This is a genomic window from Allobosea minatitlanensis (assembly GCF_964020775.1).
The window spans coordinates 1,962,662-1,989,448 of record NZ_OZ224509.1 but is presented as its reverse complement, the minus strand read 5'-3'; the positions used below and the strand labels follow the sequence as shown (position 1 = coordinate 1,989,448).

The 26,787-nt window shown below is 69.3% G+C and carries 28 protein-coding genes and 2 tRNA genes; 16 read left to right on the top strand and 14 right to left on the bottom strand.

Going from position 1 to position 26,787, the window contains the following annotated elements:
* The first annotated feature begins 37 nt into the window (after positions 1–37).
* Together ACWH43_RS09825 and ACWH43_RS09820 are read left to right on the top strand one after the other, a co-directional pair.
* On the top strand, positions 38–652 hold the full coding sequence (locus ACWH43_RS09825) for a PilZ domain-containing protein (RefSeq protein ID WP_158447079.1): 615 nt from the start codon (positions 38–40) through the stop codon (positions 650–652).
* Between the two features lie 464 nt (positions 653–1,116).
* Positions 1,117–1,749, top strand: coding sequence for a transglutaminase-like cysteine peptidase (locus ACWH43_RS09820; protein WP_158448266.1), 633 nt, complete (start codon positions 1,117–1,119; stop codon positions 1,747–1,749).
* Between the two features lie 183 nt (positions 1,750–1,932).
* Here the strand turns inward: ACWH43_RS09820 and ACWH43_RS09815 are convergent, their stop codons facing one another.
* A complete protein-coding gene (locus ACWH43_RS09815) occupies positions 1,933–2,463 on the bottom strand; it encodes a gamma carbonic anhydrase family protein (RefSeq protein ID WP_158444202.1) in 531 nt (176 codons plus the stop codon).
* Positions 2,464–2,515: 52 nt separating this feature from the next.
* Positions 2,516–2,842, bottom strand: a complete 327-nt coding sequence (locus ACWH43_RS09810) for a DUF6949 family protein (protein WP_158444203.1) — start codon at positions 2,840–2,842, stop codon at positions 2,516–2,518.
* Positions 2,843–3,082: 240 nt separating this feature from the next.
* On the opposite strand from ACWH43_RS09810, the gene ACWH43_RS09805 reads away from it, so the two are divergent.
* Together ACWH43_RS09805 and ACWH43_RS09800 are read left to right on the top strand one after the other, a co-directional pair.
* Entirely contained in the window at positions 3,083–4,351 is a 1,269-nt protein-coding gene (locus ACWH43_RS09805) for a GGDEF domain-containing protein (protein WP_158444204.1), read from the top strand.
* 73 nt (positions 4,352–4,424) lie between these two features.
* Positions 4,425–5,147 (top strand): hypothetical protein, encoded by a 723-nt coding sequence (locus tag ACWH43_RS09800; protein ID WP_158444205.1) that lies wholly within the window; start codon positions 4,425–4,427, stop codon positions 5,145–5,147.
* A gap of 90 nt (positions 5,148–5,237) precedes the next feature.
* On the opposite strand, the gene ACWH43_RS09795 is transcribed toward ACWH43_RS09800, so the two are convergent.
* The gene (locus ACWH43_RS09795; RefSeq protein WP_158444206.1) at positions 5,238–5,450 is read right to left on the bottom strand and encodes a DUF3126 family protein; all 213 of its coding nucleotides are present in this window, start codon (positions 5,448–5,450) and stop codon (positions 5,238–5,240) included.
* Between the two features lie 153 nt (positions 5,451–5,603).
* On the opposite strand from ACWH43_RS09795, the gene ACWH43_RS09790 reads away from it, so the two are divergent.
* From ACWH43_RS09790 to prmB, 3 genes are all read left to right on the top strand, one after another.
* A complete protein-coding gene (locus tag ACWH43_RS09790; RefSeq protein ID WP_158448312.1) occupies positions 5,604–6,983 on the top strand; it encodes a serine hydrolase domain-containing protein in 1,380 nt (459 codons plus the stop codon).
* 240 nt (positions 6,984–7,223) lie between these two features.
* The gene (locus ACWH43_RS09785; RefSeq protein WP_158444207.1) at positions 7,224–7,565 is read left to right on the top strand and encodes a hypothetical protein; all 342 of its coding nucleotides are present in this window, start codon (positions 7,224–7,226) and stop codon (positions 7,563–7,565) included.
* Positions 7,566–7,635: 70 nt separating this feature from the next.
* Positions 7,636–8,538, top strand: coding sequence for a 50S ribosomal protein L3 N(5)-glutamine methyltransferase (gene prmB / locus ACWH43_RS09780; protein WP_158444208.1), 903 nt, complete (start codon positions 7,636–7,638; stop codon positions 8,536–8,538).
* A gap of 22 nt (positions 8,539–8,560) precedes the next feature.
* Here the strand turns inward: prmB and ACWH43_RS09775 are convergent, their stop codons facing one another.
* Positions 8,561–9,883, bottom strand: coding sequence for a serine hydroxymethyltransferase (locus ACWH43_RS09775; protein WP_158444209.1), 1,323 nt, complete (start codon positions 9,881–9,883; stop codon positions 8,561–8,563).
* Between the two features lie 125 nt (positions 9,884–10,008).
* On the opposite strand from ACWH43_RS09775, the gene ACWH43_RS09770 reads away from it, so the two are divergent.
* Positions 10,009–10,914, top strand: coding sequence for a LysR family transcriptional regulator (locus tag ACWH43_RS09770; protein ID WP_158448311.1), 906 nt, complete (start codon positions 10,009–10,011; stop codon positions 10,912–10,914).
* On the opposite strand, the gene cysE is transcribed toward ACWH43_RS09770, so the two are convergent.
* Together cysE and ACWH43_RS09760 are read right to left on the bottom strand one after the other, a co-directional pair.
* Complete coding sequence (gene cysE / locus ACWH43_RS09765) at positions 10,905–11,753, bottom strand: serine O-acetyltransferase (protein WP_448153449.1); 849 nt, start codon at positions 11,751–11,753, stop codon at positions 10,905–10,907. The genes ACWH43_RS09770 and cysE overlap by 10 nt on opposite strands.
* A 188-nt stretch (positions 11,754–11,941) precedes the next feature.
* Complete coding sequence (locus tag ACWH43_RS09760; RefSeq protein ID WP_158444211.1) at positions 11,942–12,709, bottom strand: alpha/beta fold hydrolase; 768 nt, start codon at positions 12,707–12,709, stop codon at positions 11,942–11,944.
* 101 nt (positions 12,710–12,810) lie between these two features.
* On the opposite strand from ACWH43_RS09760, the gene ACWH43_RS09755 reads away from it, so the two are divergent.
* From ACWH43_RS09755 to ACWH43_RS09740, 4 genes are all read left to right on the top strand, one after another.
* Entirely contained in the window at positions 12,811–13,800 is a 990-nt protein-coding gene (locus tag ACWH43_RS09755) for a heparan-alpha-glucosaminide N-acetyltransferase (protein ID WP_158444212.1), read from the top strand.
* Positions 13,801–13,929: 129 nt separating this feature from the next.
* A complete protein-coding gene (locus tag ACWH43_RS09750) occupies positions 13,930–14,181 on the top strand; it encodes a zinc-finger domain-containing protein (RefSeq protein WP_158444213.1) in 252 nt (83 codons plus the stop codon).
* 126 nt (positions 14,182–14,307) lie between these two features.
* On the top strand, positions 14,308–15,501 hold the full coding sequence (locus ACWH43_RS09745) for an FAD-dependent monooxygenase (protein ID WP_260347850.1): 1,194 nt from the start codon (positions 14,308–14,310) through the stop codon (positions 15,499–15,501).
* Between the two features lie 80 nt (positions 15,502–15,581).
* Positions 15,582–15,908: a hypothetical protein gene (locus ACWH43_RS09740; RefSeq protein WP_158446382.1), complete on the top strand. Its 327-nt coding sequence runs from the start codon at positions 15,582–15,584 to the stop codon at positions 15,906–15,908.
* A gap of 6 nt (positions 15,909–15,914) precedes the next feature.
* Here ACWH43_RS09740 and ACWH43_RS09735 read toward each other — a convergent pair whose 3' ends face one another.
* Complete coding sequence (locus ACWH43_RS09735; protein WP_158446383.1) at positions 15,915–17,198, bottom strand: hemolysin family protein; 1,284 nt, start codon at positions 17,196–17,198, stop codon at positions 15,915–15,917.
* 160 nt (positions 17,199–17,358) lie between these two features.
* Between ACWH43_RS09735 and ACWH43_RS09730 the strand changes: the two genes are divergently transcribed.
* The gene (locus ACWH43_RS09730; protein ID WP_375796986.1) at positions 17,359–17,964 is read left to right on the top strand and encodes a DUF938 domain-containing protein; all 606 of its coding nucleotides are present in this window, start codon (positions 17,359–17,361) and stop codon (positions 17,962–17,964) included.
* 215 nt (positions 17,965–18,179) lie between these two features.
* On the opposite strand, the gene ACWH43_RS09725 is transcribed toward ACWH43_RS09730, so the two are convergent.
* Positions 18,180–18,878, bottom strand: coding sequence for a site-specific integrase (locus ACWH43_RS09725; protein ID WP_158446385.1), 699 nt, complete (start codon positions 18,876–18,878; stop codon positions 18,180–18,182).
* 41 nt (positions 18,879–18,919) lie between these two features.
* Between ACWH43_RS09725 and ACWH43_RS09720 the strand changes: the two genes are divergently transcribed.
* Positions 18,920–19,004, top strand: a tRNA-Leu gene (locus ACWH43_RS09720).
* Here ACWH43_RS09720 and ACWH43_RS09715 read toward each other — a convergent pair.
* From ACWH43_RS09715 to ACWH43_RS09705, 3 genes are all read right to left on the bottom strand, one after another.
* A complete protein-coding gene (locus ACWH43_RS09715; RefSeq protein ID WP_158446386.1) occupies positions 19,005–19,421 on the bottom strand; it encodes a MarR family winged helix-turn-helix transcriptional regulator in 417 nt (138 codons plus the stop codon).
* A 62-nt stretch (positions 19,422–19,483) separates the two neighbouring features.
* Positions 19,484–19,768 (bottom strand): hypothetical protein, encoded by a 285-nt coding sequence (locus ACWH43_RS09710; RefSeq protein WP_260347848.1) that lies wholly within the window; start codon positions 19,766–19,768, stop codon positions 19,484–19,486.
* 573 nt (positions 19,769–20,341) lie between these two features.
* Positions 20,342–20,578, bottom strand: a complete 237-nt coding sequence (locus ACWH43_RS09705; protein WP_260347847.1) for a DNA-directed RNA polymerase — start codon at positions 20,576–20,578, stop codon at positions 20,342–20,344.
* A gap of 61 nt (positions 20,579–20,639) precedes the next feature.
* On the opposite strand from ACWH43_RS09705, the gene ACWH43_RS09700 reads away from it, so the two are divergent.
* Complete coding sequence (locus tag ACWH43_RS09700; RefSeq protein ID WP_158446389.1) at positions 20,640–20,948, top strand: MarR family winged helix-turn-helix transcriptional regulator; 309 nt, start codon at positions 20,640–20,642, stop codon at positions 20,946–20,948.
* A 295-nt stretch (positions 20,949–21,243) separates the two neighbouring features.
* Positions 21,244–21,332, top strand: a tRNA-Leu gene (locus ACWH43_RS09695).
* Between the two features lie 91 nt (positions 21,333–21,423).
* Here the strand turns inward: ACWH43_RS09695 and ACWH43_RS09690 are convergent.
* The 3 genes from ACWH43_RS09690 to ACWH43_RS09680 form a co-directional block, all read right to left on the bottom strand.
* The gene (locus tag ACWH43_RS09690) at positions 21,424–22,095 is read right to left on the bottom strand and encodes a DUF1190 domain-containing protein (RefSeq protein ID WP_448153448.1); all 672 of its coding nucleotides are present in this window, start codon (positions 22,093–22,095) and stop codon (positions 21,424–21,426) included.
* A gap of 25 nt (positions 22,096–22,120) precedes the next feature.
* The gene (locus ACWH43_RS09685; protein ID WP_158446391.1) at positions 22,121–23,686 is read right to left on the bottom strand and encodes an AMP-binding protein; all 1,566 of its coding nucleotides are present in this window, start codon (positions 23,684–23,686) and stop codon (positions 22,121–22,123) included.
* Between the two features lie 224 nt (positions 23,687–23,910).
* On the bottom strand, positions 23,911–26,712 hold the full coding sequence (locus ACWH43_RS09680; RefSeq protein WP_158448314.1) for a phosphoenolpyruvate carboxylase: 2,802 nt from the start codon (positions 26,710–26,712) through the stop codon (positions 23,911–23,913).
* Between the last annotated feature and the right edge of the window lie 75 nt (positions 26,713–26,787).

Sequence of the window (26,787 nt, the reverse complement as noted above, 5' to 3'; positions counted from 1 at the left end):
GCCGCCTAGGATCGGCCGGGATTCAGGCTGGTCAGTGATGTTGAGCGCGCTTCAAACGCCCCGGGCGGCGCCCATTCCCGTCGAACGCAGGCGGCATCGCCGGATGAAGGTGGTGCTGTTGGGCCGTTACATGCTGCCCAGCCGGCTGGAATATCCCTGCCAGACGATCGACATCTCGCCGGGCGGCGTCCATCTGGCGGCGCCGGCCAAGGCCGCGCCGGGCGAGCGGGTCATCGTCTATCTCGAGCATCTCGGCCGGATCGAAGGCAGTTGCGTGCGGACCACGATGGAAGGGTTCGCCATGACGATCACCGCCACCAGCCGCAAGCGCGAGAAATTCACGGCCCAGCTTACCTGGCTCGCCAACCGCGACGAGCTCGGCCTGCCGGAGGACCGCCGGCACGAGCGCATCGCTCCGCGCAATCCCCGCTCGCTCTTCGCGCTGCGGGACGGGTCCGAGCATCCGGTCCGCGTCATCGACATCTCGCTCTCCGGCGCGGCCGTCACCAGCGATCTCGACCTGCCGGTCGGCACCCCGGTCCGGCTCGGCTCGACGCCGGCCCGGATCGTGCGCCGCTTCGACGGCGGCTACGCGGTCGAGTTCAACTTCCCGCTCTCGGCCGACCTGCTCGACGAGAATCTCGAGCTCTGAGCCCGGGCCGCCCGGCCGACCTCCCCATCTTCTGACAGCCGCCCGCGACGCCCCCGCCGGCCAGGGCGCCCGCGGCCGGCCGCGCGCTCATCCCGAACCGGGCGCGCATGCGGCGCCCCCGGCTCTCTCCCCATGCACTCCACGCACCGCCACAGCCGAGCGGCGGCGGACCGCGCGCGCCCTCGAAATTGCCGTGGAAAAGGCCCCTCCGATGGCTCCATGCCGGCGCCGCATCCTGGTAATAATCAGGTAAGTTAACGCGACCTTGCCGCGTAACGCACAATTAATGGTTAAAACTTGGTTCTGAGATCGTCGCAAATCGTTACTTATGGATTTGAACAAGATTGGCCCTGATGTAGACCGATGGCGTTGCTGGGCGAATTACATAAATTTGTACGCTTTCACTTCAAGCCAAATCCATCGGCCGGATCGCATCGTCTCCCCCGGGACAGAAAGGGGACGACATGTTTTCACTCCACCGCACTCTGATCGGCAGCGCCTTCGCCGCGCTTCTCGCCATCGCCGGCACGCCGGCTGACGCGCAGGGCTCCTCGGGCATTCCGGTGGCGAGCGCCCCGGCCTCCGCCAGCGGCGACGCCCGCGCGCCCTATGCCTGGACGGATTTCTGCAAGCGCGCGCCTTCGGAATGCCGGGTCGATACCCGCGAGCCCGAGCGGATCGAGCTGACCGCGAAGGCCTGGAAGACGATCGTCGCGCTGAACAGCCGGATCAATCGCGAGATCGAGCCGATCACCGACGAAGAGCATTGGGGCGTGGTCGACCGCTGGGACATCCCGGCCGACGGCAAGGGCGACTGCGAGGACTATGCCCTGCTCAAGCGCAAGCGCCTCGCCGAAGCCGGCCTGCCGCGCCGCGCCATGCTGATGACGGTGGTGATCGACGAGGAGAACGCCGGCCATGCGGTGCTGATGATCCGCACCGACCGCGGCGACTTCGTCCTCGACAACAAGCGCAACGCCATCCTGCCCTGGAGCCAGACCGGCTACGTCTACGTCAAGCGCGAGTCGCAGTATCAGACCGGCTGGACCTCGCTGGGCGGCACGCAGACCCCGACCGTCGCTTCGGTCCAGCGCTGAGGCGCAGGGCCGCCGCACGGCGGCCGGCACGAGAATTCACCGAGCGGCCCGCAGCCTTGCCGGCCCGCTCCTTCGGAAAGGCGAGGCTCGGTCACGTCCCCACCCACCCGTCCCCAAGGATCGGGTTTCGCCAGGGTCGGCTCCCCGCACAGGGGAGCCGGCCCGATCTTCTTGAAGCGGCCCTCAGCCCAGCCGCTGCAAGCCGGCGGCGAACTGGCGCCAGCGCCTGGCATAGCCCTCGGCCGAAGCCGTGATCCCGGCCGCGGCCTTGTCGTCGAGCGTGCGGATCGCCCGCGCCGGCGCGCCGACGATCAGCGAATTGTCCGGGAACTCCTTGCCCTCCGTCACCAGCGCATTGGCGCCGACCAGGCTGTTGCGGCCGATCCTCGCCCCGTTGAGCACCGTCGCGCCCATGCCGACCAGGCTGTTCCCGCCGATCGTGCAGCCATGCAGGATCGCACGGTGGCCGATGGTGCAGCGCGGCCCCACCGTCAGCGGGAAGCCCATATCGGTATGGAGCACGCAGCCTTCCTGGATGTTGCTGTCCTCGCCGATCGCGATCCATTCATTGTCGCCGCGCAGCACCGCGCCGAACCAGATCCCGACGCCGGCCGCCAGCCTGACGCGCCCGATCACATGGGCGTCCGGCGCGAGCCACCACTGCCCGTCCGGGGGCGTTTCCGGCCTGGTGCCGTCGAGCGAATAAAGGGGCATGGGCATCTCCTGACGTCTGCCGCCGAGGATTGCAGACCGGCAGGCCCCGCCGTCAAGCCGAGAGGACCTGCAGCAGGTCCAGCACGACGCGGCCCGAGGCCATGCTCCAGACCGCCGCGACCATGCTCGCCAGCATCACGAACATGAAGGGGCGGCCCTCGATCCGCCGGCCGCGCACCGTGTTGCGCAGGATCAGGAACGGCGCGCTGAAGACCACCACCGGCACGCTGGCGACGGCGACCAGCCCGCCGGCCTGGAGCAGCTTGAAATCGGCGCGCCGCGCCGTGAACAGCTCGAAGGCGCTCGCCAGGAGCCCGGCGAAGGCGAAACCGAGCAGCAGCGACTGCAGCGCCTCGAAGGCGGCGGGTTCGATCGTCACGGCGCGCGGCCTCCCCTCGAAAGCGACGCGCCACACTGGCGCATGCCCCCGGTCGCGGGAAGAAGATCCTTAACGAATAGTAAACGGACAGGGTTAACGCTTCGGCGCCCGGGGGCTGCCCCTGGCGCGTGCCTTCCTTGGCACAGTCCCGCGCCGAATGCGGGCGGCGCCCTCCCGACCGTTGACCCTCCCGCCGGAAAGGTGCCGTAGAGTACGGGGTATCGTTCAGAACCTTCGACGATGGCAGGCATCCTCCTTCTCCTGGCCCAGGCGCTGATCTATTTCGGCGTCATGGCCCTCCTGTTCCGGCTGCGCCATGTGATGGGCCTCGGCGTCTTCCTGTGCGCGCTGGGCGTGATGCATTTCCTCGAGACCTATCTGGCCGCGGTCTTCTTCATCCAGTTGCCTTTCGGCCTGCTCTCACCCGGCTCGACGGTGCTGTTCTCGGGCAAGCTCGCGATCATCCTGCTGTTCTACATCCGCGAGGACGCCGAATCCGTGCGTCAGCCGATCTACGGCCTGCTGGTCGGCAACTTCCTGATGGTCGCCCTGGTCATGACGCTGCGCCTCTACGGCGCGCCGGTGGCGCTCCCCGGCTACAATCCCGACCTCGTCCTGATCGACCAGATGGGCGCGCTGATGATCTGGGGCACGACGCTGCTCTTCATCGATTCGATCGCGCTGATCCTGCTCTACGAGAAGCTGCGCCGGCTGCTGCCGCACGCGACGGTGCTGCGCGCCTGCCTGAGCCTGGCCGTGATCCTGTCCTTCGACCAGCTCTGCTTCTTCGTCGGGCTTCATGCCGTCAGCGGCACGCCCTGGGACGCCCTGTTCGGCGGATGGGTCGCCAAGATGGGCGCGGCCGTCGTCTTCAGCGCGCTGATGGGCGTCTATCTGCTGCTGGCCGAGCGCAACCTGGCCGAGGTCGCGCCGCAGCCCCTCGCCGACGTCTTCCACAAGCTGACCTACCGGCACAAATACGAGGAGCTGCTCGGCAAGAGCGGCCAGGACGCGCTCACCGGCGCGCTCACCCGCGAGCGCTTCGAGACCGCCGGCCCGGCCCTGCTGTCGCGCGCCGCTCTCCTGCGCAGGCCGATCAGCCTGGCGATCATCGACGTCGACCACTTCAAGAGCATCAACGACCGCTACGGCCATATCATCGGCGACGAGGTGCTGCGCCGGGTGGTGGAGTGCCTGCGCCTCGAGATCCGCGCCGAGGACCGGATCTTCCGCTATGGCGGCGAGGAGTTCGTCGTCCTCTGCGAGAACATGGCGCATCCGGACGCCCTCGCCTATGCCGAGCGCATGCGCGTCGCGGTGCACGCCACGCTCGCCCGCGAATTCGCCGCCGCGCCGACCATCAGCATCGGCGTCGCGACCTTCCCCAGCGACGCGCAGACCATCCGCGACCTCCTGGCCCATGCCGACGCGCATCTCTACCAGGCCAAGCGCCTCGGCCGCGACCGCGTCGTCGGCAACGCCCCCGAGATCCGCGAGACGGCGGGCTGAGCCGCCTTATGGTTTACGCGGCGTTAAGGCGCCGGTGATTCAGTGGCGTGAAACCGTCCCGAGAACACCGGACATGTCTGCGTCGCTTCACCATCACCTGCCGGGGCACCAGGCCGCGGCGCTCACCTCCATGGTCCGCATGCGCCTGCAGCGGCCGGCGCCGCCCCTGCCGCGCGCCGACGGCGCCGTGCTGAAGGCGGCCCTCGCCATCCTGCTGGCCGGTGCGCTCGGTACCGGCGCCGCGCTCTATGCGACGCATCGGCGCGAGGCGGCTCCGACCGAATTGCAGCCCGCCCGCGTCGGCGCGGTCGCGCTGGCGATCCCGAAGAACCTGACCGGGATCGACGATGGCGAGGCCGACCGCAGCCAGCTCGTCGGCATGGCCCGCCTGCGCCTTTCCTGGCCCGATCTCGGGCCGGCCGGCCCGGAGAGCCGCTACAGGCTGCTGGTGACGCTGAGCCCGCCCGACAAGGTCAACGAGCCGGCCCGCCAGCTCGCCACCTATGCCCGTTTCCTGACGCCGATGGTCTGGTCGAATCCCGGCGGTCTCGTCGTCCGCGGCTTCCGCAAGGGCTCGCCCTTCGAGGGAGACGAATTCTACGTCTCGGTGCCGGACGGGCGCGGCTTCGCCGCGCGCTGCCCGATCGAGACGGGCAGCCTTCTCGATGAGCCCTGCCGCGTCACCTTCCGGCATCGCGGCATGGATGTGAACATCCGCTTTCCCCGCGCCATCATCGCCGATTGGGCGGTGATGCTCGGCGGCGTGCGCCGGACGCTCGACGGGCTGATCCGCTGAGCGCCGGGCCCCGGGGCCGGAACGCGCCGCCTTGCCGCCGCGGCCCCGCGCGAAGGGCCGGCCCGCCGCGAGCAGGGGCCGGAACGCGCCTCAGCCCTCGAGGTCGACGTCGAGGATCGCCATGGTGAAGTTGAAGGAGCGGTCGCCGTCCTCGTCGTCGACATGGATGATGCCGATATACTCCTCGCCCAGGTAGACCTCGGCGGAATCGGTCTTCTTCATCCGCGCCCGCACGGTGATGTTGGTGTTGCTGAAGGTCCGGCGCAGATAGTCCTGCAGCTTGGCGAGTTCTGTCTTGTCCACGATCTGTATCCCTTTCGGTCGGGCGGGAGCGATGCCACGCCCGGCCGCACAGGGCAAGCGAAAGCGGCCCGGCCGCCCTGCCGGGACCCGGCTTGCGCCGGGCAGCGCGATCCGTAGCATGCGCCTCGCCCACCCTGAGGACGGATCCCGCCCATGACGCCCTGGCTTCCCGCTGCCCTCGACTATGCCGCGAGCTGGCTCGACTTCCAGCGCCGCCAGCACGACCAGCCGGGCGTGGCCCTCGCCGTCGCGAGCGGCGGCGAGATCCTGCTCGAAACCGCCTTCGGCAGCGCCGATCTCGCGACCGGCGAGGCGCTGACGCCGCGCCACGGCTTCCGCATCGCCTCCCATTCCAAGAGCTTCACCTCCGCCGGCATCTTCCGGCTCGTCGAGGAGGGGCGCCTGCGTCTCGACGACACGGTCGGCGCGCTGATCGACGGGCTGCATCCCGAGATCGCCGCCGCCACGATCGGGCAGGTGCTGTCCAACAGCGCCGGCCTCACCCGCGACGGGCCGGATGCCGGCCAGTTCCTCGACCGCAAGCCCTATTGCGACAAGGCCGAGCTCCTCGCCGACCTCGCCGCGCCGCCCGTGTTTCCCGCGGCGCAGCGCTTCAAATACTCCAATCACGGCTTCGCCCTGCTCGGCCTCGCCATCGAGGCGGTGACGGGGCTGAGCTACAGCGAATGGATCACCGATGAGGTCGTCGCGAAGGCCGGCCTGACCGAGACCAAGGCGGATATCGGGCTCTGGGGCGAGCGGCCGATGGCGAAGGGCCATAGCGGCCCGCAGCCGCTGGGCTACCGCGTCGTCATCCCCGGCGACAATCCGGGCAGGGCGATGGTCTCCGCCGCCGGCTTCGTCGCCACCGCCGCCGATGTGGCGCGCTATTTCGCCCAGCTCTCGCCGGGCGCCGGGCGCTCGATCCTGTCGCCGCTCAGCCGCCGCGAGATGAGCCGCCGCCTCTGGCCGGACGACGAGGCGAGCCTTGGCCGGCATTACGGCTACGGCACCATCCATGGCGGCGAAGGCGACTGGCGCTGGTTCGGCCATTCCGGCGGCTTCCAGGGCTTCATCACCCGCACCGCCGTCTTCCCGGTGCACGACCTGACGGTCTCGGTGCTGACCAACGCCATCGACGGGCTCGCCCATCCCTGGCTGGACGGCGTCGCCCATATCCTCAGGACCTTTTCCGAACGCGGCGCTCCCCCGCCCGAAACGAAAGACTGGAGCCGGCGCGGCTGGACCCTTTGGGGTGCAGGCGATCTGGTGCCGGTCTCTGACCGCGTCCTGGTCGCCAACCCGGCCCTGCTGACGCCCTTCCTCGATGCCGCCGAGATCACGCTCGACGGCCCCGACCATGGCCGCATCACCCGCGCCTCCGGCTTCAACAGCCCGGGCGAAGCGGCGCGGCTGGTGCGCGACGCGGCCGGTGCGGTGCAATCGGTCTGGCTCGGCGGCACCCGCGCCGTCGGCGAAGAGGACATGAAGGTCGAGATGCTCGCGCGCTATGTCGAGAGGGCACAGGGATAATCCCGCCGGCGCCGCGCCCGACCCGGCCTGCCGTGCTGCGCCCATGACTCTCCGACCGGAAGCCCCTCGAGCCCTCATCCTGCGGCACGCCTCCAGATGGTCGTCCGCGGGAACGGGGAGAAGCAAGACCAGGCGCGGGTCGCAAGGGCGAGGTTAGGCTCTCAAGGCACGCCGCCCCTCCCGCGCAGGCGCCACGCATTCGCCGCCTTCGGCGCGCAGGCTTCCGGTGAGGGCTGGCCGATGCGCTTGATCGCTTCATTCGCCATGGTGCTGTTCCTGGCAGCGGGAGGCAGGCCCGGCCATGGCCATGAAGCGCCGGGCGGCTGGGAGTATCCGTTCTACTGCTGCTTCGATTCCGACTGCGCCCCGATCGAGGCCGAGACCGTGCGGGAAGGCCATGGCGGCTTCACCGTGACGATCGCCCCGGGCCAGCATCCGATGTGGTCGCGCGAGCGCCGCGCGCCCCTGGTCCTCGAAATCCCGTATGACAAGGCGAAGCCCTCGCCGGATGGCCGCTGGCATCTGTGCATCGACGATGCCGGCGACCTTCTCTGCTTCTTCGCGCCGCCGGGCGATTCCTGATGCGGGAACCGCTTGGCGTGGTCGCCCATGGCCCTGTAAGAGGCTGAACGCCCCCAACCGCCCGGACGCCATGACCGCCCTCGACGATCTCCTCACGCTGCGCGACCTGCTGCGCTTCGCCGTGTCGCGCTTCAACGCGGCCGGGCTGAGCTTCGGCCACGGCACCACCAACGCGCTCGACGAGGCCGCCTTCCTGTTGCTGGAGGCGTTGAAGCTGCCGGTCGACGACGTCAATCCCTGGCTGGAGGCCCGGCTGACCCGCAAGGAGCGCGTCGGCCTGCTCGACCTCATCGACAGGCGCATCACCACGCGCAAGCCCGCCGCCTATCTGGTCGGGCGCGCCTATATCCACGGCCTCGGCTTCCGCGTCGACGAGCGCGTCATCGTCCCGCGCTCCTATATCGGCGAGATCCTGATGCGCGGCGTGCTCGAATCCGACGGGCTCGGGCTGGTGCCGGAGCCGGAGGCGATCGGCCGCGTGCTCGACCTCTGCACCGGCTCGGCCTGCCTCGCCATCATCGCCGCGGGGCGCTTCCCGAACGCCGAGGTCGACGCCGTCGAGCTGTCGCCGGCGGCGCTCGAGGTCGCCCGCCTCAATGTCGCCGACTACGGCCTCGAGGATCGCGTCCACCTGTTCGAGGGCGACCTGTTCGCGCCAGTGAACGGGCAGCGCTACGACCTCGTCATCGCCAACCCGCCCTATGTCACGGCGGAAGAGGTCGCGGCCTTCCCGCCCGAATATGGCAGCGAGCCGCAGATGGCGCATATCGCCGGCGCCGACGGGCTCGACATCGCGCGCCGCATCCTGGCCGAGGCGCGCAGCCACCTGAATCCCGGCGGCGCGCTGATCTGCGAGGTCGGCACCGGGCGCGCGGCGCTCGAAGCCGCATACGACCTGCCCTTCACCTGGCTCGACACCGAGGAGAGCGAGGGCGAGGTTTTCTGGATCGACGCGGCCGACCTGCCGGGCTGAGCGAGCCGCCTGCCTTCGCGGCTCAGCGCATGAAATGCAGTTCGCGAAACCGGCTGCGGAAGGCGGTCACGTCCTTCGCCAGCGCCTCGGCCGGGCGCGAGCCGTTCAGCCCCTCGGCGATATAGCCGGCGAGCTCCGGCATGTCGGCCGCCGTCATGCCGAAGCGCACGATCTCGGGCGTGCCGAGCCTCAACCCGTTCACGTCGCCCTCCACGGCCGGCAGGGGCAGGCCAATGCCGCAGGACAGGATGTTGACGGCGCGCAGCTTCCTCGCCGCCGCCTGCCCGCCGCCATAGGGCGCCGCCTCGACGGCGAACTGGTGCGAGATGGTCATGCCGCGGTCGCGGGCGAAGACCGGCACCTGCCGCTCGGACAAGGCTTCCGCCAGCGCCTTCGCCGTCTTCGCCATCTCCTGCGCATAGGCGCGGCCATGGGCCTTCCAGTCGAGCAGCGAGACGGCGAGCGCCGCCGATTTCGCCGCGTCGAAATTGGCCGTCAGCCCGGGATAGGCGATGGCGTCGAGCTTTTTCGCGATCCCGGCGTCGTTGGTCAGGATCAGCCCGGAGGGCGGGCCGCCGAGGCTCTTATAGGTGCTCATCGTCATCAGATGGGCGCCCTCCTCCAGCGGCTGCTGCCAACCCCGGCCGGCGATCATGCCGGACATATGCGCCGCATCGAACAGCACCAGCGCCCCGATTTCGTCGGCGACGGCCCGGATCTCGCGGATCGGATGCGGAAACAGGTTGAGGCTGCCGCCGATGGAGATCAGCTTCGGCCGCAGACGCAGAGCATCGACCCTGAGCTTCTCAACATCGACCGTGTAGTTCACCGGGTCGATCGGTGCCGGATAAGTGACGATGCCGTAAAGCCCGGCTGCGCCGGCGCCGTGATGGGTGACATGCCCGCCGATCTCCGCCGGCGGCGCGATGATGCAGTCGCCGGCCTTCGCCGCGACCATGAAGGCATAGAGATTGGCGATGGCGCCCGATGGCACGCGGATCTCCGCGTATTTCGCGCCGAACACCTCGGCCGCCAGCTCTGCGGCGATCACCTCGATCTGCTCGATCGCCTCCAGCCCCATCTCGTATTTGTCGCCGGGATAGCCGAGCGAGGGCCGCGCCCCGATCCCGGCCGAGAGCAGCGCCTCGGCCTTGGGGTTCATGACATTGGTGGCGGGGTTGAGGTTGACGCAGTCGCGCTCGTGGATGGCGCGGTTCTCGGCGGTCAGCGCCGCGATCCTGTCGGCGATGGCGTCGAGCGGCCGGCCGGCCGTCTCGCCGGCGATCCGCTGGACATAGTCCTCGCTCGCCTGCGGCACCCAATCGCGCCGTCCCAGTGCCGTCATCGCTTCCCCTCGCAAGCCTGCGCCCAATTCCTCGCGCCATAACAGCGGTTTGCCAGGCGCCGCGCAAATGAGTATTGCTGCGCGGGAGCCTGAGGAAATCTCAGCCTTCGACCCGGAGCCTCGCCTTGCCCGTCAAGCCGCCGCGCCCGCGCCTGCCGCCGCTCAATGCGCTGCGCGCCTTCGAGGCCGCGGCGCGTCTGCAGAGCTTCGCCAAGGCGGCCGCGGAGCTCGGCGTCACGGCCGGCGCCGTGACCCAGCATATCCGGCAGCTCGAGGCGACGCTGGGCTTCCCGCTCTTCAGGCGGATGCCGCAAGGCGTGGCCCTCACCGACGCCGCGCGCGAGGCGCTGCCGAAGCTGACGCGCGGCTTCGAGCTGCTCGGCCAGGCCGTGCAGACCCTGCGCGATGCCGAGCCGCACCGGCCGCTCGCCATCGCGGCCTTGCCTTGCATCGCCCAGCTCTGGCTTTCGCCGCGGCTCGGCAGATTGCAGCAGGCCTTCCCGGAATTGCAGATCTCCGTCTCGGCCATGGAAGAGCCGCCCGACCCGCTTCGCGATTCCCACGATCTGTCGCTGTTCTACCGGGAGGCCGCCGCCGAGCCGTCCGCGGTCCAGGTCGGCCCCGACGCGATCCTGCCCGTCTGCGCGCCCGCGCTGGCCGCGAGGCTGGCGGCGCCTGCCGATCTGGCGCGCGAGACGCTGCTGCACGACGCGGTCTGGCGCGGCGACTGGGCACGCTGGCTCGCCGCCGCGGCGCCGGAGGCGAAGCTCGATCTCGCTCGCGGCCCGGCCTTCTCGCTCTACAGCCTGGCGCTGGAGGCCGCGCTCTCCGGCTCGGGCGTGCTGATGGGGCGGATGAGCCTCGTCGCGCCCTATCTGTCGGCCGGCCGGCTGGCCGCGCCTTTCCGGCAGGCCGTCCCGACGGCGGACAGGCTCACCCTGACGCCGGCGACGCTTCCCGGCGCGCATGCGCGCCGGATCGAGGTGATGGAATGGCTCGCGGCCTCGGCCGACGCGGCCGTTCAGATATAGGCGCCGCAATCGCCTTCGAGGATCTGGTCCATCGAGCGCGACGGCTCGGCGCAGCCGGCTTCGCCGACGACCTTGGCCGGCACGCCCGCCACGGTCTTGTTGCGCGGCACCGGCGCCAGGACGACCGAGCCGGCGGCGACGCGGCTGCACTGGCCGACCTCGATATTGCCGAGGATCTTCGCGCCCGCGCCGATCAGCACGCCCTTGCGGATCTTGGGATGGCGGTCGCCGCCCTGCTTGCCGGTGCCGCCCAGCGTGACGCTGTGCAGCATCGAGACGTCGTCCTCGATCACAGCGGTCTCGCCGACGACGAGACCGGTCGCATGGTCGAGGAAGATGCCCTTGCCGATCCGGGCCGCCGGGTTGATGTCGGTCTGGAAGATCTCCGAGGCGCGCGACTGCAGGTAGAGCGCGAAATCGCGCCGGTCCCGCCGCCACAGCCAATGCGCCAGCCGGTGGCATTGCAGCGCATGGAAGCCCTTGAAGTAGAGCACGGGTTCGAGCATGCGGTAGCAGGCGGGATCGCGGTCGAGCACGGCCACGACGTTGGCGCGCATGCCGGGCCCGATGCTGTCGTCCTCGGCCATCGCCTCGGCGAAGGCCTGCTCGATCAGGTCCGAGGTCACGGCCGGGTGGCCGAGCCTGACGGCGACGCGATGCGCCACCGCGCATTCGAAGCTCGGCTGGTTGAGCACCGAGGCGACGATGAGCGTGCCGAGCGCCGGCTCGGCGGCGACGGCGGCCTCGGCCTCGGCGCGCAGGCGGGACCAGACGGGGTCGAGCCGGTCGAGGCCGGTGGCGGGATCGCGAGCTTCCACGACGGAGCGCCCTGACGGCATGTTCGTTCTCCGGAAAGGGTCGTCGACAGGAGGAGAGCCTAGCCGCAAGCCGGGGGCGGCATCAAAGGCTCAAGCCGGACGATGTTGAATCGAAAAGCGAGGCGGCGGATTCAGTTTTTCAGGGAATGTCGACAACACATTGGCGTCGCCCGGTTTTTCCAGAATGCCTCGGATCGGCCCGAAGAGTCTCACAAACGCGCGAGAAAGTCGAGAACCGCCTGCTTGTGGCTCTTGTCGCCGACCGCGAGATTGTGGTCCCGCCCCTCGATCGCGAAGGATTCCGCGCCGGGGATCAGCTTCGCCAGCTCCGGGCCGGAGCCGGAGACATCGTCCTTCGTGCCGACGCTGACCAGGGTCGGCACCGAGATGCGGCCGACCTGCTCGGCGGTCAGCGTCTGGCGGGTGCCGCGGATGCAGGCGGCGAGCGCCCTGAGATCGCTCTTCGTCTGCTCGGCGAAGGCCCGGAACATCCGCTGCATCGGGTCGGTCAGGACATCGAGCGAGGGCGCCTCCATGGCATCGGCGATGCCGATCGGCAGCCCCACCCCCTCGACCAGATGGATGCCGAGCCCGCCGAGCAGCAGCGCGTCGAGCCGCTGCGGATGCGCCAGCGCCAGATGCGCCGAGATGCGCGCGCCCATCGAGTAGCCCATCACCGCTGCGCGCGGGATGTCGAGATGGTCCATCAGCCGGCGCACATCCTCGGCCATGATCTGCGAGGAATAGGCGGCCGGATCGTAGAGCTTCTCGCTCTCGCCATGGCCGCGGTCGTCGAGCGCGACGACGCGGTAGCCGGCATGGGTCAGCGATTTGGTCCACTGGGTGTTGACCCAGTTGATCGCGTGGGTCGAGGCGAAGCCGTGGACGAGGACGACGGTCCGGTGCCGCGGCGTCTCGCCGGTGGGCGCGAGGTCGATATAGGCGATCCTCACGCCGTCGGAAGAAAAGCTCTGCATGGGTCCCGCCGCCGAAATCCGTCTATGGTCGCCGCTCTCCCTGCCATGCCGGGGCGGCTTTGGGTAGCCGCGCCGGCGCGGCTTGCTTATGAACGACAGCCATGACCGAGCCCGCCGCAGCCGCTCCCTCCGCACCGATTCCGGCCCCGGCGCCGACGGGCGGCCGCATCGCGCTCGTCGACCTCGCCCGCGGCGTCGCGCTCTTGGCGATGTTCGTCTTCCATTTCGCCTATGACCTGTCGAATTTCGGGCTGATCGAGACCGACATCGCCTTCGAGCCCGGTTGGCGGCTGTTCGCGCGCTGCATCGCCGGCTCCTTCCTCGCCATCGTCGGCGTCAGCCTCGTGCTGGCGACGCGCCGGGGCCTGAACCGGGCGGCCTTCCTGAAGCGGCTCGCCATGGTCGTCGCGGCGGCCGCGGCGGTGACGATCGGCACCTTCTTCGCGATGCGCGAGAACTTCATCTTCTTCGGCATCCTGCACCATGTCGCGGTCGCGAGCGTGCTCGCCCTGCCCTTCCTGCGCCTGCCGGTCGTCCTCGTCGTGCTCGCGGCGGCGGCGTCCTTCGCCCTGCCCGCCTTGGTCGCGAGCCCGCTGCTCGACCGGCCCTGGGCGGTCTGGCTCGGCTTCTCGCATGCGCCGATCCAGACGGCGGATTTCGTGCCGGTCTTCCCCTGGTTCGGCTGCGTGCTCGCCGGCATCGCGCTCGCCCGCCTCGCCTTGCCCCGCCTCGAGGGAACGGCCGCGGCCGGCTGGCGCCCGCGCTCGGGGCCGGCGCGAATCATCTGCTGGGGCGGGCGCCACAGCCTGCTCGTCTATCTCCTCCACCAGCCGCTCTTCATCGGGCTGATCATGCTGGCGACGCAGGTCGTGGCGCCCCTCTCGCCCGACGAGCGCGCCTTCCGGGCCGAGTGCCAGCGCAGTTGCGCCGGCCCCTCGCTGTCCGGGCAGGCCTGCCGGGAGATCTGCGCCTGCACCGTCGACGGGCTGAAGCGCGAGAATCTCTGGCAGAAGGCGCTGGCCGACACGCTCTCCTCCGAGGAAGGCGCCCGCATGACCCGCCTGGCCCAGGCCTGCCTGCGCGGGCCGTGAGGGAACCCCGGCCTCTCGAACACGTCGCTGAGACAAATCGCTCCGGCGCCGGCGCCCGACAGCCTCTGGAATCTCGCTTCGCGACGGGATAGGTTGCGCGCGAATTCCAGCTTTGAAGAGCGAAGAGCCATGGCCGCGACCGGCATTCCGCATTTCCAGAACGACCCCGGCGTCGCCGTCATCCATATCGGCGCGCGCGAATTCATGTGCATCGGCGCCAAGCCGCCCTTCGACCATCCGCATGTCTTCCTCGACATGGGCTCGGATGCCGAGATCATCTGCCCCTATTGCTCGACGCTGTTCAAATACGATGCCTCGCTCAAGGGCGGCGCCTCGAACCCGCCGGAATGCGAGTATCACGACGCGGCCAAGGCGGCCTGAACGCCAGGGCCCGGTCTTCCACGGCCCGACCCCGGCGGCCCCGCCGGCCGCCGCCCCGCCGCGCAGGTTCTGAGGGGCATCTGCGCTGACCATCCCGCGCTCGCCGATTCATCCAGGGCTTCCGCCGTGACCGCTCCTCACCTCCTCATCGCCGGCGCCGGGATCGGCGGCCTGACGGCCGCGTTGTCGCTGGCCCGGCGCGGCATCGCCGCGACCGTGATCGAGAAGCGCACCGGCTTCGGCGAGACCGGTGCGGGCCTGCAGATCGGCCCGAATTCCGGCCGGGTGCTCGAGGCGCTCGACCTCGCCTTGCCGCTGAAGCGCGTCGGCGTCTCCTCGCATGGGCTGATCGTGCGGCGCTGGCGCGACGGCCGGCCGATCGTCGAGATGCCGGCCGATCCGGCGCCGTCGCCGACGCCCTTCCGCCTGCTCAGCCGCATCGACCTGCACACCATCCTGCTCGACGCCGCCCGGGCGATGCCGAACATCCGCTTCATCGTCGGGCGCGGCGTCGAGGAGATCCGGCAGGACGAGGCCGGCGTCACCGCAACGCTCGCCGGCCAGAACGGCGGCGAAAGCCTGCGCGGCCTCGGCCTGATCGGCGCCGACGGGCTGTGGTCGCGCGTGCGCAGCCTGACGGGTGACGCGACCGCGCCGGAATTCACCGGCTACGAGGCCTGGCGCACCATGGTTCCGGCCGCCGCCGTCAAGAACCCCGCCGGCGAGAAACCGCGCGTGACCCTGCATCTCGGCCCCCGGCGCCATGCGGTCCACTATCCCGTGTCGAGCGGGCGGCAGGTCAATCTGGTCGTCCTGCGCCAGGCGCCGGAAGCGCGCGAGGGCTGGAGCCGCGAGGGCGACGGGGCCGTGCTGGCTGCGCATCTCGCCGCCGGCTCCCCGGCGCTGCGCCGGCTCGCCTGCGCGGCGCCCGGCTGGCAGGTCTGGTCGCTGTTCGACCGCAAGCCGGCCGCCATGGCGCAGGGACGGATCGCGCTGCTCGGCGACGCCGCCCATCCGGTCCTGCCCTTCCTGGCGCAGGGCGCCTCGCTCGCCATCGAGGATGCCGCGGTACTGGCGCGCCTGCTGGCCGAGCATCTGGCGCGGGAGGGCGCGGCCGGCGTGCCCGCCGCCATGGCGGCCTATGCCGCCGCCCGTGCCCGGCGCGCCGCCCGCGTGCAGGCGGCGAGCCGCGAGAACGGCCGCAACTTCCATCTCGGCTGGCCCTGGAGCGTCGGGCGCGACCTCGTGCTCAGGCGCCTGGGGCCGGAGGGGATGCGCAGCCGCTATGACTGGCTCTACGACTGGCGCGACGCCGCCTGAGGACCAAGAGTCGCAAGCCGGCATCTCGCCAGCGCCGCAATTCCTTCCTATCTCTGGGCGCGGGAAGGAATGAAAACGACATGATCCGCGTCAATCTGCAAGATCGGCTCACCGGACGCGCCGGCACGGCGCCGCGCTGGGTGACCTGGCTCGTCATGGCGGCGAGCTTCGTCGTCGGCGTGACGCTGTTCCTGGTGGCCGCGAGCCTCGCCCTCATCCTGATTCCGATCGTCGCGGTCGCCGGCGCCATCGCCGTCTGGCGGCTCAAGGCCAAGCTCCGGGCCGCCGGCTTCGACCGCCCGGCAGACCCCTTCGCCGGCCAGCGCCCCGCGGCGGACCGGATCGAGATCATCGACGCCGAATACCGCATCATCGAGCCCGGCGAGCCGCCGCGAAACGGCTCGTAACCAGGCTCAGGCGAGCGGGCTGAGCAGGATCTTGTCGATCCGCCGGCCGTCGAGATCGACCACCTCGAAGCGCCAGCCATCTTTGTCGAAGGTCTCGCCGACATTGGGCAGATGGTTCATCTCGGCCAGGATGAAGCCCGCGACGGTCTGGAAATCGGCGTCGCGCGGCATCGGGATGCCGAATTCCGAGGAGAACTCGTCGGCCTGCATCCAGCCGGCGATCAGATAGGAGCCGTCCGGACGGGGCACCACGGCGGGCTCATCCTCCTCCTCCTCCTGGAAGGCGCCGATGATCGCCTCCAGCACGTCGCCGGGCGTGATGATGCCCTCGAAATGGCCGTATTCGTCGAAGACCAGCGCCATATGCACGCGGCTGGCGCGGATCTCGCGCAGCACATGCAGCGAATCCGCCGTGTCCATCACGATCGGCGTCTCCTGCACATGCTTGCGCAGCTCCTCCATCGTCGTCCCGCCCTGCGACAGGAAGTCGATCAGGTCCTTGACCACGACGACGCCGACGATCGCATCCGACTCGCCGTCCTGCACCGGCAGGCGCGAGCGGCGGGTCGCGCGGATCTGAGCGCGGATATCGTCGAGATCGTCGGAGAGGTCGATGGCCTCGACGTCGCGGCGCGGCGTCATCAGGGCGCGGGCCGAGCGGTCGGCCAGGCGCATGACGCCGGCGATCATCTGGCGTTCGTCGCGCTCCAGCACGCCGGCCGTCTCGGCCTCGGCGATGATGGTGCGGACCTCCTCCTCGGTGACCTTCTCCTCGGATTCGCCCTTCTGGCCGAGCAGGGCGAGCACCGCCTTGCCGGAGACGTCGAGCAGGAAGACCAGCGGCGCGCCGATCCGCGACAGCAGCGCCATCGCCGGCGCCACCCGGGCGGCGACGCGCTCGGGGTCGCGCAGGGCGATCTGCTTCGGCACGAGCTCGCCGAGGATCAGCGACAGATAGGTGATGGCGACGACCACGAGGCCGACGCCGAGCGTGTCGGCCGCCGATGGCGAGAAGCCGTGCGTGCCGAGCCAGGCCGACAGGCGCGTGCCGAGCGTGGCGCCGGAGAAGGCGCCCGACAGCACGCCGACGAGCGTGATGCCGATTTGGACGGTGGAGAGGAAGCGGCCGGGATCGTCGGCGAGGCGCATGGCGGTCGCCGCGCCCTTGTTGCCCTGATCGCTGAGAACCTTGAGCCGAGCCGGCCTCGATGAGACGACGGCGAGTTCCGACATGGAGAGCAGACCGTTGACCACGGTCAGCACCACGACGATCAGGATTTCGGTTAACAAAACCAGCCTGCTGACTGCAAAGCCGCGACATCTGGCGGCCCGCTTCCGGCCCCCTTATAGCGTATCGTGCCCCCAAAGCGATGGGGGAGAACCAAGATTTGCGAGGCCGCCCGTGACGACCGCCAAGCCGAGCTTCTGGAATCCCGCCGAAATCGCCCGCCTGCGGGGCGAGGCGAAGCTGCATGCGCCCTCGGCGCAGCGCAACCGCGACGCCATCCTCGCCGTGCTGCGCGAGGCCCTCCCCGCCCAGGGCCTCGTCCTCGAGATCGCCAGCGGTTCGGGCGAGCATGTGCTGCATTTCGCGCAGGCGCTGCCGGCCCTGACCTTCCAGCCGAGCGACCCGAGCCCGGAGGCGCGCGCCAGCATCGCGGCCTGGGTCGCCGAAAGCGGGCTCGGCAACATCCGCCCGCCGCTCGATCTCGATGCCGGCGGCGCCGCCTGGCCCGCGCTGGCGCCGGCGGCGATCCTCTGCATCAACATGCTCCATATCGCGCCCTGGAGCGCGGCCGAAGGGCTTTTCGCGAAGGCGGGCGCGGGGCTGGCGAGCGACGCCCCGCTCTATCTCTACGGCCCGTTCCGCCGGCCGGGCCGGCCGCTCGAGCCCGGCAACGCCGCCTTCGACGAAAGCCTGCGCGGCCGCGACCCTGAATGGGGGCTGCGCGATCTCGGGGCGGTCACGGCGCTGGCGCAGGCCAGCGGCTTCGCCGCTCCCGGGATCGTCGAGATGCCGGCGAACAATCTCAGCCTGATCTTCCGGAGGCGCTGAAGCCTCTGCACGAGCCGGCCGCGATCGGGCGGCCCCGGCGCTTGCATCGCGCCGTCCGGCCCGCTACCGCTCGAACCGCGCGGACGTGGCGAAACTGGTAGACGCAAGAGACTTAAAAGGCACACCCTTATCTATGCACTAAGGCATAGGAAGCACTCTTTATCTCTCGAACCGCCGCTGTAGTAGGGCTTGGCGAGTAATCGCCATCTATTCACTTATGCATTTAATTCAGAATGTTCGCCACGCTCGGCTTGCCACGCGGCGTTTTGTGGCGCCTCGCTCTTCTCCAGCGAGGCGATAGCGTCGACCAGCGCTTGAGCCCCGACCCGGATATAGCGCTGCGTGACGACCAGCGAGGAGTGGCCCGCCAGCTCCTTGATGACCGCCGCGTTTAGTCCCCGGTCGGCCAGCCGCGAGCAGAACTCGTGACGCAGGATATGGGGGACGAAGTCGCGGTCGTCCTGAAGCTTCATCGTCGAGGAGAGCCGGTCCCAGTAGTGGGCCACGCTCCAGCGGTTGAGACCGTCAAAGACGGCCTTGCGCCGGGCCTCAGAGTCCCCGCCAGCGGCCTTGAAGCGCCGAGCTATGATACCCTGCGCGCGGGCCGTGAGGGGCACTGTACGGCTTCGCCCGCTCTTTGCCAGCTTGCCCCATACGGTGGCCTTGTTGGTCAGGCAGTCCTCGAACAGGATGGATAGCACCTCGCCCTGCCGCATTCCGGTGTCGAGGGACAGCGCCGTATATCCGGGGCTTCCCCGCGCAGCAGACGGGCCTTGCTCTCGGCCTCCCAAGCGCGGGCCTCGTCCTTGGTCGGGAAGTTGCGCCGATAGCGCTGCATCTTGTGGTTCACCTGGGCCTGCCAGGACGAGCCCCTGAGGGTTATGGGCATATCTGCATTCCTTCCACACCTGCATAGGTTGACTCGCGCAAACGCGGCGGGCAGGTGTAGTGCCGCGCGCGCTTGCTGAAATTGGTAGCCAGACCGGACTTAAAATCCGAGGCCCTCGGGCGTGCGGGTTCGAGTCCCGCAGCGCGCACCATTAGACCCCCGAGCGGGCCTTCACGATGGAGGCCACATGAGCCCGTGCCACGGGGCTCTCGAAGTCGACCTGAGTAGTGCCGTGAAGGACGCCGATAAGCTGCCCCATGAGGTCCCGTCCCTTCTTCGTCAGAAAGGAAATCTTGCGGCGGGAGTCCTCCGGGTCATCGACGGTGTCAACGATGTTATAGCCGGCCTTCTTGCGGGTGTAATGCTCCTTGCCCAGGGAGGTCAGGAGACGGGACACAGCCGGCTGCGACAGGTCCGTCTCCTTCACTAGCTCGGCCGTCGTGATGCCGGGCCGCTGGGCGACCGCGAGTATCACATGGACCATCTGGACCGGGAAATGCTCGTCGACTTCCCGGCGCAGTATCTTGATAACGTTCGTCAGCGTCTGGATGTCTCGACCGAACGACATAGGGGGCTCCTGTTGCACGCCCCCAAAACTACTCACAAGTGAGTTGATTGCAAGGGCTGAATTTAATGCAGGGATGTTGCCGCCTGAAAGAGGTGCGGGTCGTCATCGTCAGACGTGGCTGACAAAGGCGACGGCATGGCCAGAGCGGCAACGACCGCGAGCACCACAACGATGAGGGGAAAGCGCTTGCGCGGAGCCGCAGCCTCGACGTGAAGCGGCCCGGCCCACAGCTCCAAGCAGTTTTCCAGCGAGGCGTCAAAGAACCGCCCGCCTCGACCTCGCGTAACGCCCTTCCATTCGACGTTCACTTCGCCCACATAGGGCACATTCACATAGTAAGACCGCATTTTCCGGTGTTGTCCCAAATTCGCAGGTAAGGTCGCATGGGCGGTGCGTCGGGCTGCGCCTGCTCGTCAGCCCAAGTGAACATTACGCGAACAAATTCCCATCGTGAAGAGCAATAGGACAATGATCCTATGTATTGCGGATAGCTCGTCAGGCAGCGCACTAAGCTGCGACCATCGGGGCCGCGCAGCAGCCCCTAGGTTTCGCTATTTCGGGTCGTTTTTGGTGTGTTTCGGGGCCTTTAGAGGCCGGCGCGGCTCCCGGCCATGAGTCAATTTGACTCAACCGGGGCTGTGCACAGGTAACTTTTGGCTAACTATGCGTGTGCTGCTCCAGACCCGGCCGGTCGGCCATGAGCTTCGCGGCGAGGTCAGCGGGGATGCGCCGGCCCATCGACCAGATGAGCAAAGCGGTAGCGAACGCCGACGCTTCGCGCCGGTCGGGGGTGTGTTTACGGGGCATGTTGGGGGTCTCGGTTGTCGAGCGGCGCAGAGGGCGCCTTGGATTTGCTAGTGTGAGGGGCAATCGAACTCGCCCCTCGCTATGGCGTTGTTTATATTCACTTGTGCATAGGTTCAGGCGAAGAAAAACGGGCTCTCCAGAACCTGGGACAGGTCCAAGGAGCCCTTCGGGGGTAGCTCGGGGAGATTACTGCCCAGCGGGAGCTGCTGGAGCAGGTCATCCCTGAACTTCGCCAAGACGTCCCGCTCGCTGTACATCCTCACGAACTCCTCACGGAGCGCGTTCGCCATCACCTGCGCGTTGCCGGCGTGGGTCTGGCGCCTTCCACCTACACCGTGATAGCGGACCAATGGGGCACCAAAGTCTTCGTCTGGAAGCTACGGGCCTCATTCAGCCGAAAGGACGGAGACTATGAGCCTGACAGCCCTCACGAAGGGTCTTCTTCTGGTGAAGGAGTTCAGGAACCTGAACGCCGAGATGCCAGCCCAGCAAATTGCGCTGTTCCTGCTTATCGCTCGGCAGCCTAGGGCCACCCTCGCGGACCTGAACAAGCAACTCGGTCAGGGCAAATCGAGCATCAATCGGAACGTCGCAGCCCTCGCAGAGAAATACGGCCTCGTTGAATATGGCCGCGATCCTGCGGACGCCCGGAACAACATCGCGTGGCTGACCCCTAAGGGTCAGAACCTCGTGAACACCCTCGAAACGATCTTAGGATGACGCCATGGCAATCAGAAAGCGCGGCTCAAGCTGGCAATGGGACCGGAAGCTGAACGGCATCCGCTACCGGGAGACTTTCAAGACAGAGCGAGAGGCGAAGGACTGGGACGATATCGTCCTCCAATCCCTGGCCAAGGGAGACGCTTATCCGTGCCGTAAGGGTCCCACGACTGAGACCGAAGACCCCAAGCCGGCCAAGAAGGACATTGGAAACACCACAAGCAGCCTAGTCTGTTGCGTGTCTACTGGTGCCACTTGTGGGACCCTAGGGACACAACTGATGTGACCTAGGCTTGCGGACGTGGCGAAACTGGTAGACGCAAGGGGCTTAAAACCCCTCGGCATTTCAATGCTTTGCGGGTTCGATCCCCGCCGTCCGCACCACCATCCGGGTCACACGGATTTTCCTTAAAATCTCTCGGCCTTCGGCCATGCGGGTTCGATCCCCGCCGTCCGCACCACCGGCGCACCGCCCTCAGTGCTTGCGCGCCGGCTTGTACCATTCGACCCCGTCGGGATCGACATAGAGCCCGGGCGGCACATCGGCGCCGATCAATTCCTTCTTCATCGGTACTGCCACCGTGTCGTCGCGGTCGCCGCTGCGGGCGGCGCCGGCGCCGGAGGACGAGCCGGCATGCCGGTGCGCGGCGCGCCCGACATTGCTGACGAAACCGACCACGCCCTGCTGGCCGGCGACCTTGTCCTGCAACTCCGAGACGGGCCGGCCGGCGAAGGCGACGGCCATGCGGCCCTCGATCACCGGCAGCGCGCGCGCCGCCGTTCCTTCGCCCGTCACCCTGATGCCGACGAAGCGCGGCACATAGGTCGCGCCGCCCTTGCCGAAGGATTCCCAGCCGCCCGTCGCGATCATCTGGGCGCCGCAGCGCTTGTGGTTGCGCTCGCAGGCCGCGCGCGAGGCGTAGCGCGGCGCCTTCTGCAGGAATTCCGCCCGCGCGTTGCGATAGGCGAATTCGCACTGATCGGCCGAGAGCCGGCCTGCCGTGACGCATTCGTCGCGCCGGACATAGACCGCGCCGGGCGACTGCGCCGCCAGATCGGCCGGCCCGGCCAGCGACAGGACGGGAGCGAGCGTGGCGACGCGCAGCGTGGCGAGGATGGAGGCCGGGATCATCATGCGATGCAACATAATTACAATTGTGGCTGAACAGTGCCTAAAGCAGCGAGCGGCGCGAGGCCGCCAGCTCCCGCGTCGCGCCATAGTCGATCTTGCCGTTGCCGAGCACGGGAATGGCCTGCGTCACCAGGATCGCGCGCGGCACCCAGAGCTCGGGAAAACCCTGCGCCTTCGCGCCTTCCAGCAGCGCCGCGCGGTCGGCGTCCGGCTTCTCCGTCACCAGGATGAGCTGCTCGCCCTTGCGCGGATCGGGCAGGCCGACGACGACGTGATTCTGGTCCGGCCAGAGTTTCGCGACCATCGTCTCGACCGCCGCCAGCGAGATCATCTCGCCGCCGAGCTTGGCGAAGCGCTTGGCCCGCCCGCGAATCGCGACGAAGCCGTCATCGAGCGTGACGATGTCGCCGGTGTCGTGCCAGCCGCCCTCCGGCGGCACGATCCGGCCCGGCTGGGCCGCGTCGAGATAGCCCGCCATGACGTTCGGCCCGCGCAGCCGCAGCCGCCCGCCCTCGGGAATCCCCTCGACCGGATCGAGCACCGCCTCCAGCCCCGGCAGGAGCTTGCCGACCGTGCCCTCGCGCATCGCCTGCGGCGTGTTGACCGCGATCACCGGCGAGCATTCCGTGCAGCCATAGCCCTCGAGGATGGTGGTGCCGTAGGGCTCCCACATCCGCTTCGTCTCCGCCTTGACCCGCTCGGCGCCGGCGACGACGAAGCGCACGCTGCTCAGATCGTCCTTGTCGGAGGCCCGGGCATAGCCCTGAAGGAAGGTGTCGGTCGCGAGCAGGAAGGTCGCCTTCATGTCGCGGATCAGCCGGGGCACCTGCTTGTAGTGCAGCGGGCTCGGATAGAGCACCACCTTCATGCCGTGCAGCAGCGGCACCAGCATCCCGGCCGTCAGCCCGAAGGAGTGGAAGGCCGGCAGCGGGTTCATGAAGATGTCCCGTTCCGAGATCGCCCCGCCGGCATGGGCGAAGACCTGCCGCGCATTGGAGACGAGATTGGCATGGCTCAGCACCACGCCTTTCGGCGTACCCTCGGTCCCTGAGGTGAAGAGAATCACGGCCGGATCGTCCGGCTTTGCCTCGTAGCGCCGGTGCACCAGCCCCGGCGCGAGGCTCTGCAGCGCCCCCCAGGCCTTGTCGAGGCTCGTCACCTGCTTGCGGACATCCTCCAGATAGATCACCCGCCGGCCCTCGCCGAGCGCCGCGATCTCCGCGTCGAGCTCGCCCTTCTCGACGAAGCGGCGCGAGGTGACGATGGTCCTGAGCTGCGCCAGCTCGCCCGCCGCCCGCAGGTTCCTGACGCCGGCGGTGAAGTTCAGCATCGCCGGCACCCGGCCATAGGCGAGGAGCGCGAACAGCGTCACCGCCATGCCCTGCATGTTCGGCAAAAGCACGCCGACATGCTCGCGCTCACCCGTCAGCGCCGCGAGCTTGCGCCCGAGCACCAGCGCGCCGAGCACCAGCCGGCCATAGGTGATCGGCTGCCGTTCCGGGTCCTCCAGCGCGACGCGGCTCCGGCCGTGCTGGGCGACGGCCTGGAGCAGCGCGCGAAAGACGGTAATCCGTGCGGCGGCGGCATCGAAGGTGGTGGCGGCCATGTCAGGCGCGTCTCCCGGTCGGCGTTTCCTGGCCGGTCAAGGTAGTGGCATTGGCGCGTGTTGCAACGCTTGCAGCCTCGGCTTTTGCGCGGGTCATCCCGGACAAGCCGCCTTTGGCGGCGCCGATCCGGGATCCATGCCCGAACCTTTGTCGGAAACGTTCGGGCATGGATCCCGGCCTCCCTTCGGTCGCCCGGGATGACCTGCGGAATCAGCGTCCGGAACTACCCGAACGCCCCGATCTCGTGCTGGATCGCGCCGGAGATTTCGCGGATCAGCCCGAACAGCTCGGCCATCGGCGTCAGCACGTCGCGGTGCAGCGCCTCGTAGGTTCCGCCTTCGCGCGGGCCTGGCGGCTCGCCGAAATCGAGCCCGATGGTCGGGTCGGGATCGCGCGGGAAGATCTCGGCCAGAAGCGCCAGCGAAGCCGGCAGATCGAGCCTGAGCAGGCGCTCGAACAACGCCTCGCGGGTCAGCCCGGCATGGGGCCGGAAATCCGGGACATGCGCCGCCTTCAGCCAGATCCGGTGCATGGCGGCGAGGCGCAGCGCATGCAGCGCCGCCAGCCTCACCGGCATGCGCGGCACGTCGTCGGCGGTGGCCCGCAGCTTCAGCGCATCGGCGGAAAGACGCCAGAACAGCCGTCGCAGCGCCGGGGCGAGCTCCAGCCGGGACAGCGCCTCGGCCACGGCGAGCAATTCCTCGCGCCGGCCCTCCCGCACCGTGCGCCGCGCCCGGTCGAACCAGCTTCCGGGATCGAGCGAGTCGAGATAGGCGCGCAGCACGTCGAGGTCGCTATGGCCCATCGCATGGGCGGCGAGCCGATAGGCCCGGTCGAAGCGGTCGGACTGCTCGCGCATCGCGCCGAAGGTCTCGGGCGCCCGCGCCGCGGCATGGCCGACGCCGTGCAGGCTGTTCGCCATCCAGCCGAGCTGCTGCAGGATGGCGTTGTTGGGGATGGCCCGCAATTCGCGGGGATGGCGGATGCGCGCCGGCCCCGCCCCTTCGGTCTGCCGCGCCGCCGGGCGCGAGCCGGTCTTGTCGAGCAGCGAGGGGCCGAAGGTGCCGATCAGCGCGGCATAGCCGGGGTCGTCGACCAGCGCGTTCATCTCCTCGCGCACGGTCTGGAAGAACTCGCTGGCGAAGTCGGGCTCGCCATAGATCGGGTCGTCGCCAGGCTCGGGCGCCGCGAACACCGCCTCGGCGATCCGGCCGATCGTCGCGCCCGCCAGAGGGGACGTGCCGAACAGCAGATAGCCGTCGCTGCCCTGGAAGCTGGTCTCGCGCACCGTGGCGATGCCGGCCCGGGCGAAGGCCTGCCGCGCATAGGGCGGGTCGAGATAGGCGAGCCGGTCGGCGAGGCTGTCGGCATGGGCGCCGCGCCCGACCGATTCGCCATGGGTGTCGAAGATGACGAGCTCGATATCGGTGAGCTCGTAGCGGGCGAGCAGTTCGCAGATGCGGATGCGCAGCCGCTCGACCCAGAAGGTCGAGGCGACCTGGCCGATATAGCGGCCGGAATCGGAATAGCCGAACTGGATGCAGAGCCGGCCATGGGCCTTGAGATAGTCGCGGAAATGCGGGCTGCGCAGCGCCTCGTCGATGATGCGCGGCCCCTGCTCCAGCGCGTCCGAGGTCTCGAACAGCGGCGAGATCTCGATCTTGTCGGCGACGCCGAAGCGGCTCGCCAGCCAGAGCGCGCAGAGCAGCGTGTAGCCGGTCTCCGTCTCGGCGATCAGGAAGCGCACCGGCCGCGAGCCGTCGACATGCTTCACGATCTGCGCGATCGTCATCATCATCCGCGCCGCCGAGGCCCGCTCGGCCGCCAGCGCCCCGAAATCGACCGCGACCGGCGCGACCTTGCCGAGCGCCGCATTGGCGGCCGCCAGGAAGGCGCGCCGCTCGGCCGGCTCCGCCGGCTCGCCGTCGGAGGGGATGACGCCGCGCAGGGCGTTGTGGAGCTGCGCCGCGTTGAGCCGGAAATGCGGCAGCGCGATCGAGACGCCATGGGCGACGACGCCCGCCCTGGCCAGCGCCAGCACCGTCCGGGTCTCGTCGTCCGCGGCGGCGGTCAGCGCCGCGTCGAGCGCCGCGAGCAATCCGGCCGAATCGGGCAAGGCCGTCTCGCGCTCGCGCACGAGCGCGAGCGAGAAGGCCTGCAGCGCCTCCAGCGAAGGCTGCGTGCCGATCGGCGGAGCCAGAGCGAGCTGGCGCCGGACGGCCGCGGCCGCCGCCGCGACCAGCGCGCGCAGCGGCGCCGTCGCCGGCTCCTCCGGCAGCTTCTCGAGGATGCGGACGAATTGCCCGTCCTTCGATTCGAGCCGGTAGCGCAGCGTGTCCCACCAGCCGATATCGGTGCGGCCATCCGTGTCGCAGCCGACCCAGGAGGCGAGGATGAGCGGGCGCGGCGCCAGCCGCGTCCAGTCCTCCGGCCAGCGCCGGCGCGCCTCGGCGAGGAAGGCGGCGTTGAGCCGGTCGATGGCGTCGCGGGCATGGCGGACGGCGAAGCGCGCCTGCTCGAACTCGTCCTGCAAGGTGATGCGCGCATCCGGGCGGAAGCTGAGCTGCGCGTCGTCGAGGACCGGGCCGGCGGCGGCGGCGTCGCCGGAAGCGAGATCGGCCAGCGCATGCGCCAGCCGGCGCTGCATGCCGAAGGTCGGATGCGCGGTGAACACCGCGCCGAAGCGCGGCCGCTCGACCGCCGCGGAAAAGGCCGCGAAGCTCCCGGCCGCCTCGGCCTGCCGGCGGGCGATCGCCTCAAAGGCCGCCGCCTCGTCCTGCCCGAGCCCGACATAATGCGCGAGGCGCCCCGCCCGCTGCCGCAGCGCCCGGCGCCCGAGCAGGCGCACCAGCTCGCCGGCGGCCGTGGCGGTCAGCTCGCCGGAATCCATCAGGCGCGTCAGCCAGAGCGTCACCCGCAGCACCGGATTCCCGAACGGGTCGTCGCGCGAGGCCAGCCGCGCCTGCTCGATCTTGTCCTGCAGGTCGTCGGCGAGCGCGCTGATGTCGACCGCGGCGAGCGGCATCGCTTCAATCGGTTGATTCACGGCGAATCGCCTCCCGTTCAGGGCTCCTCACCGGCAGCCATGTTGTTGTTGCTG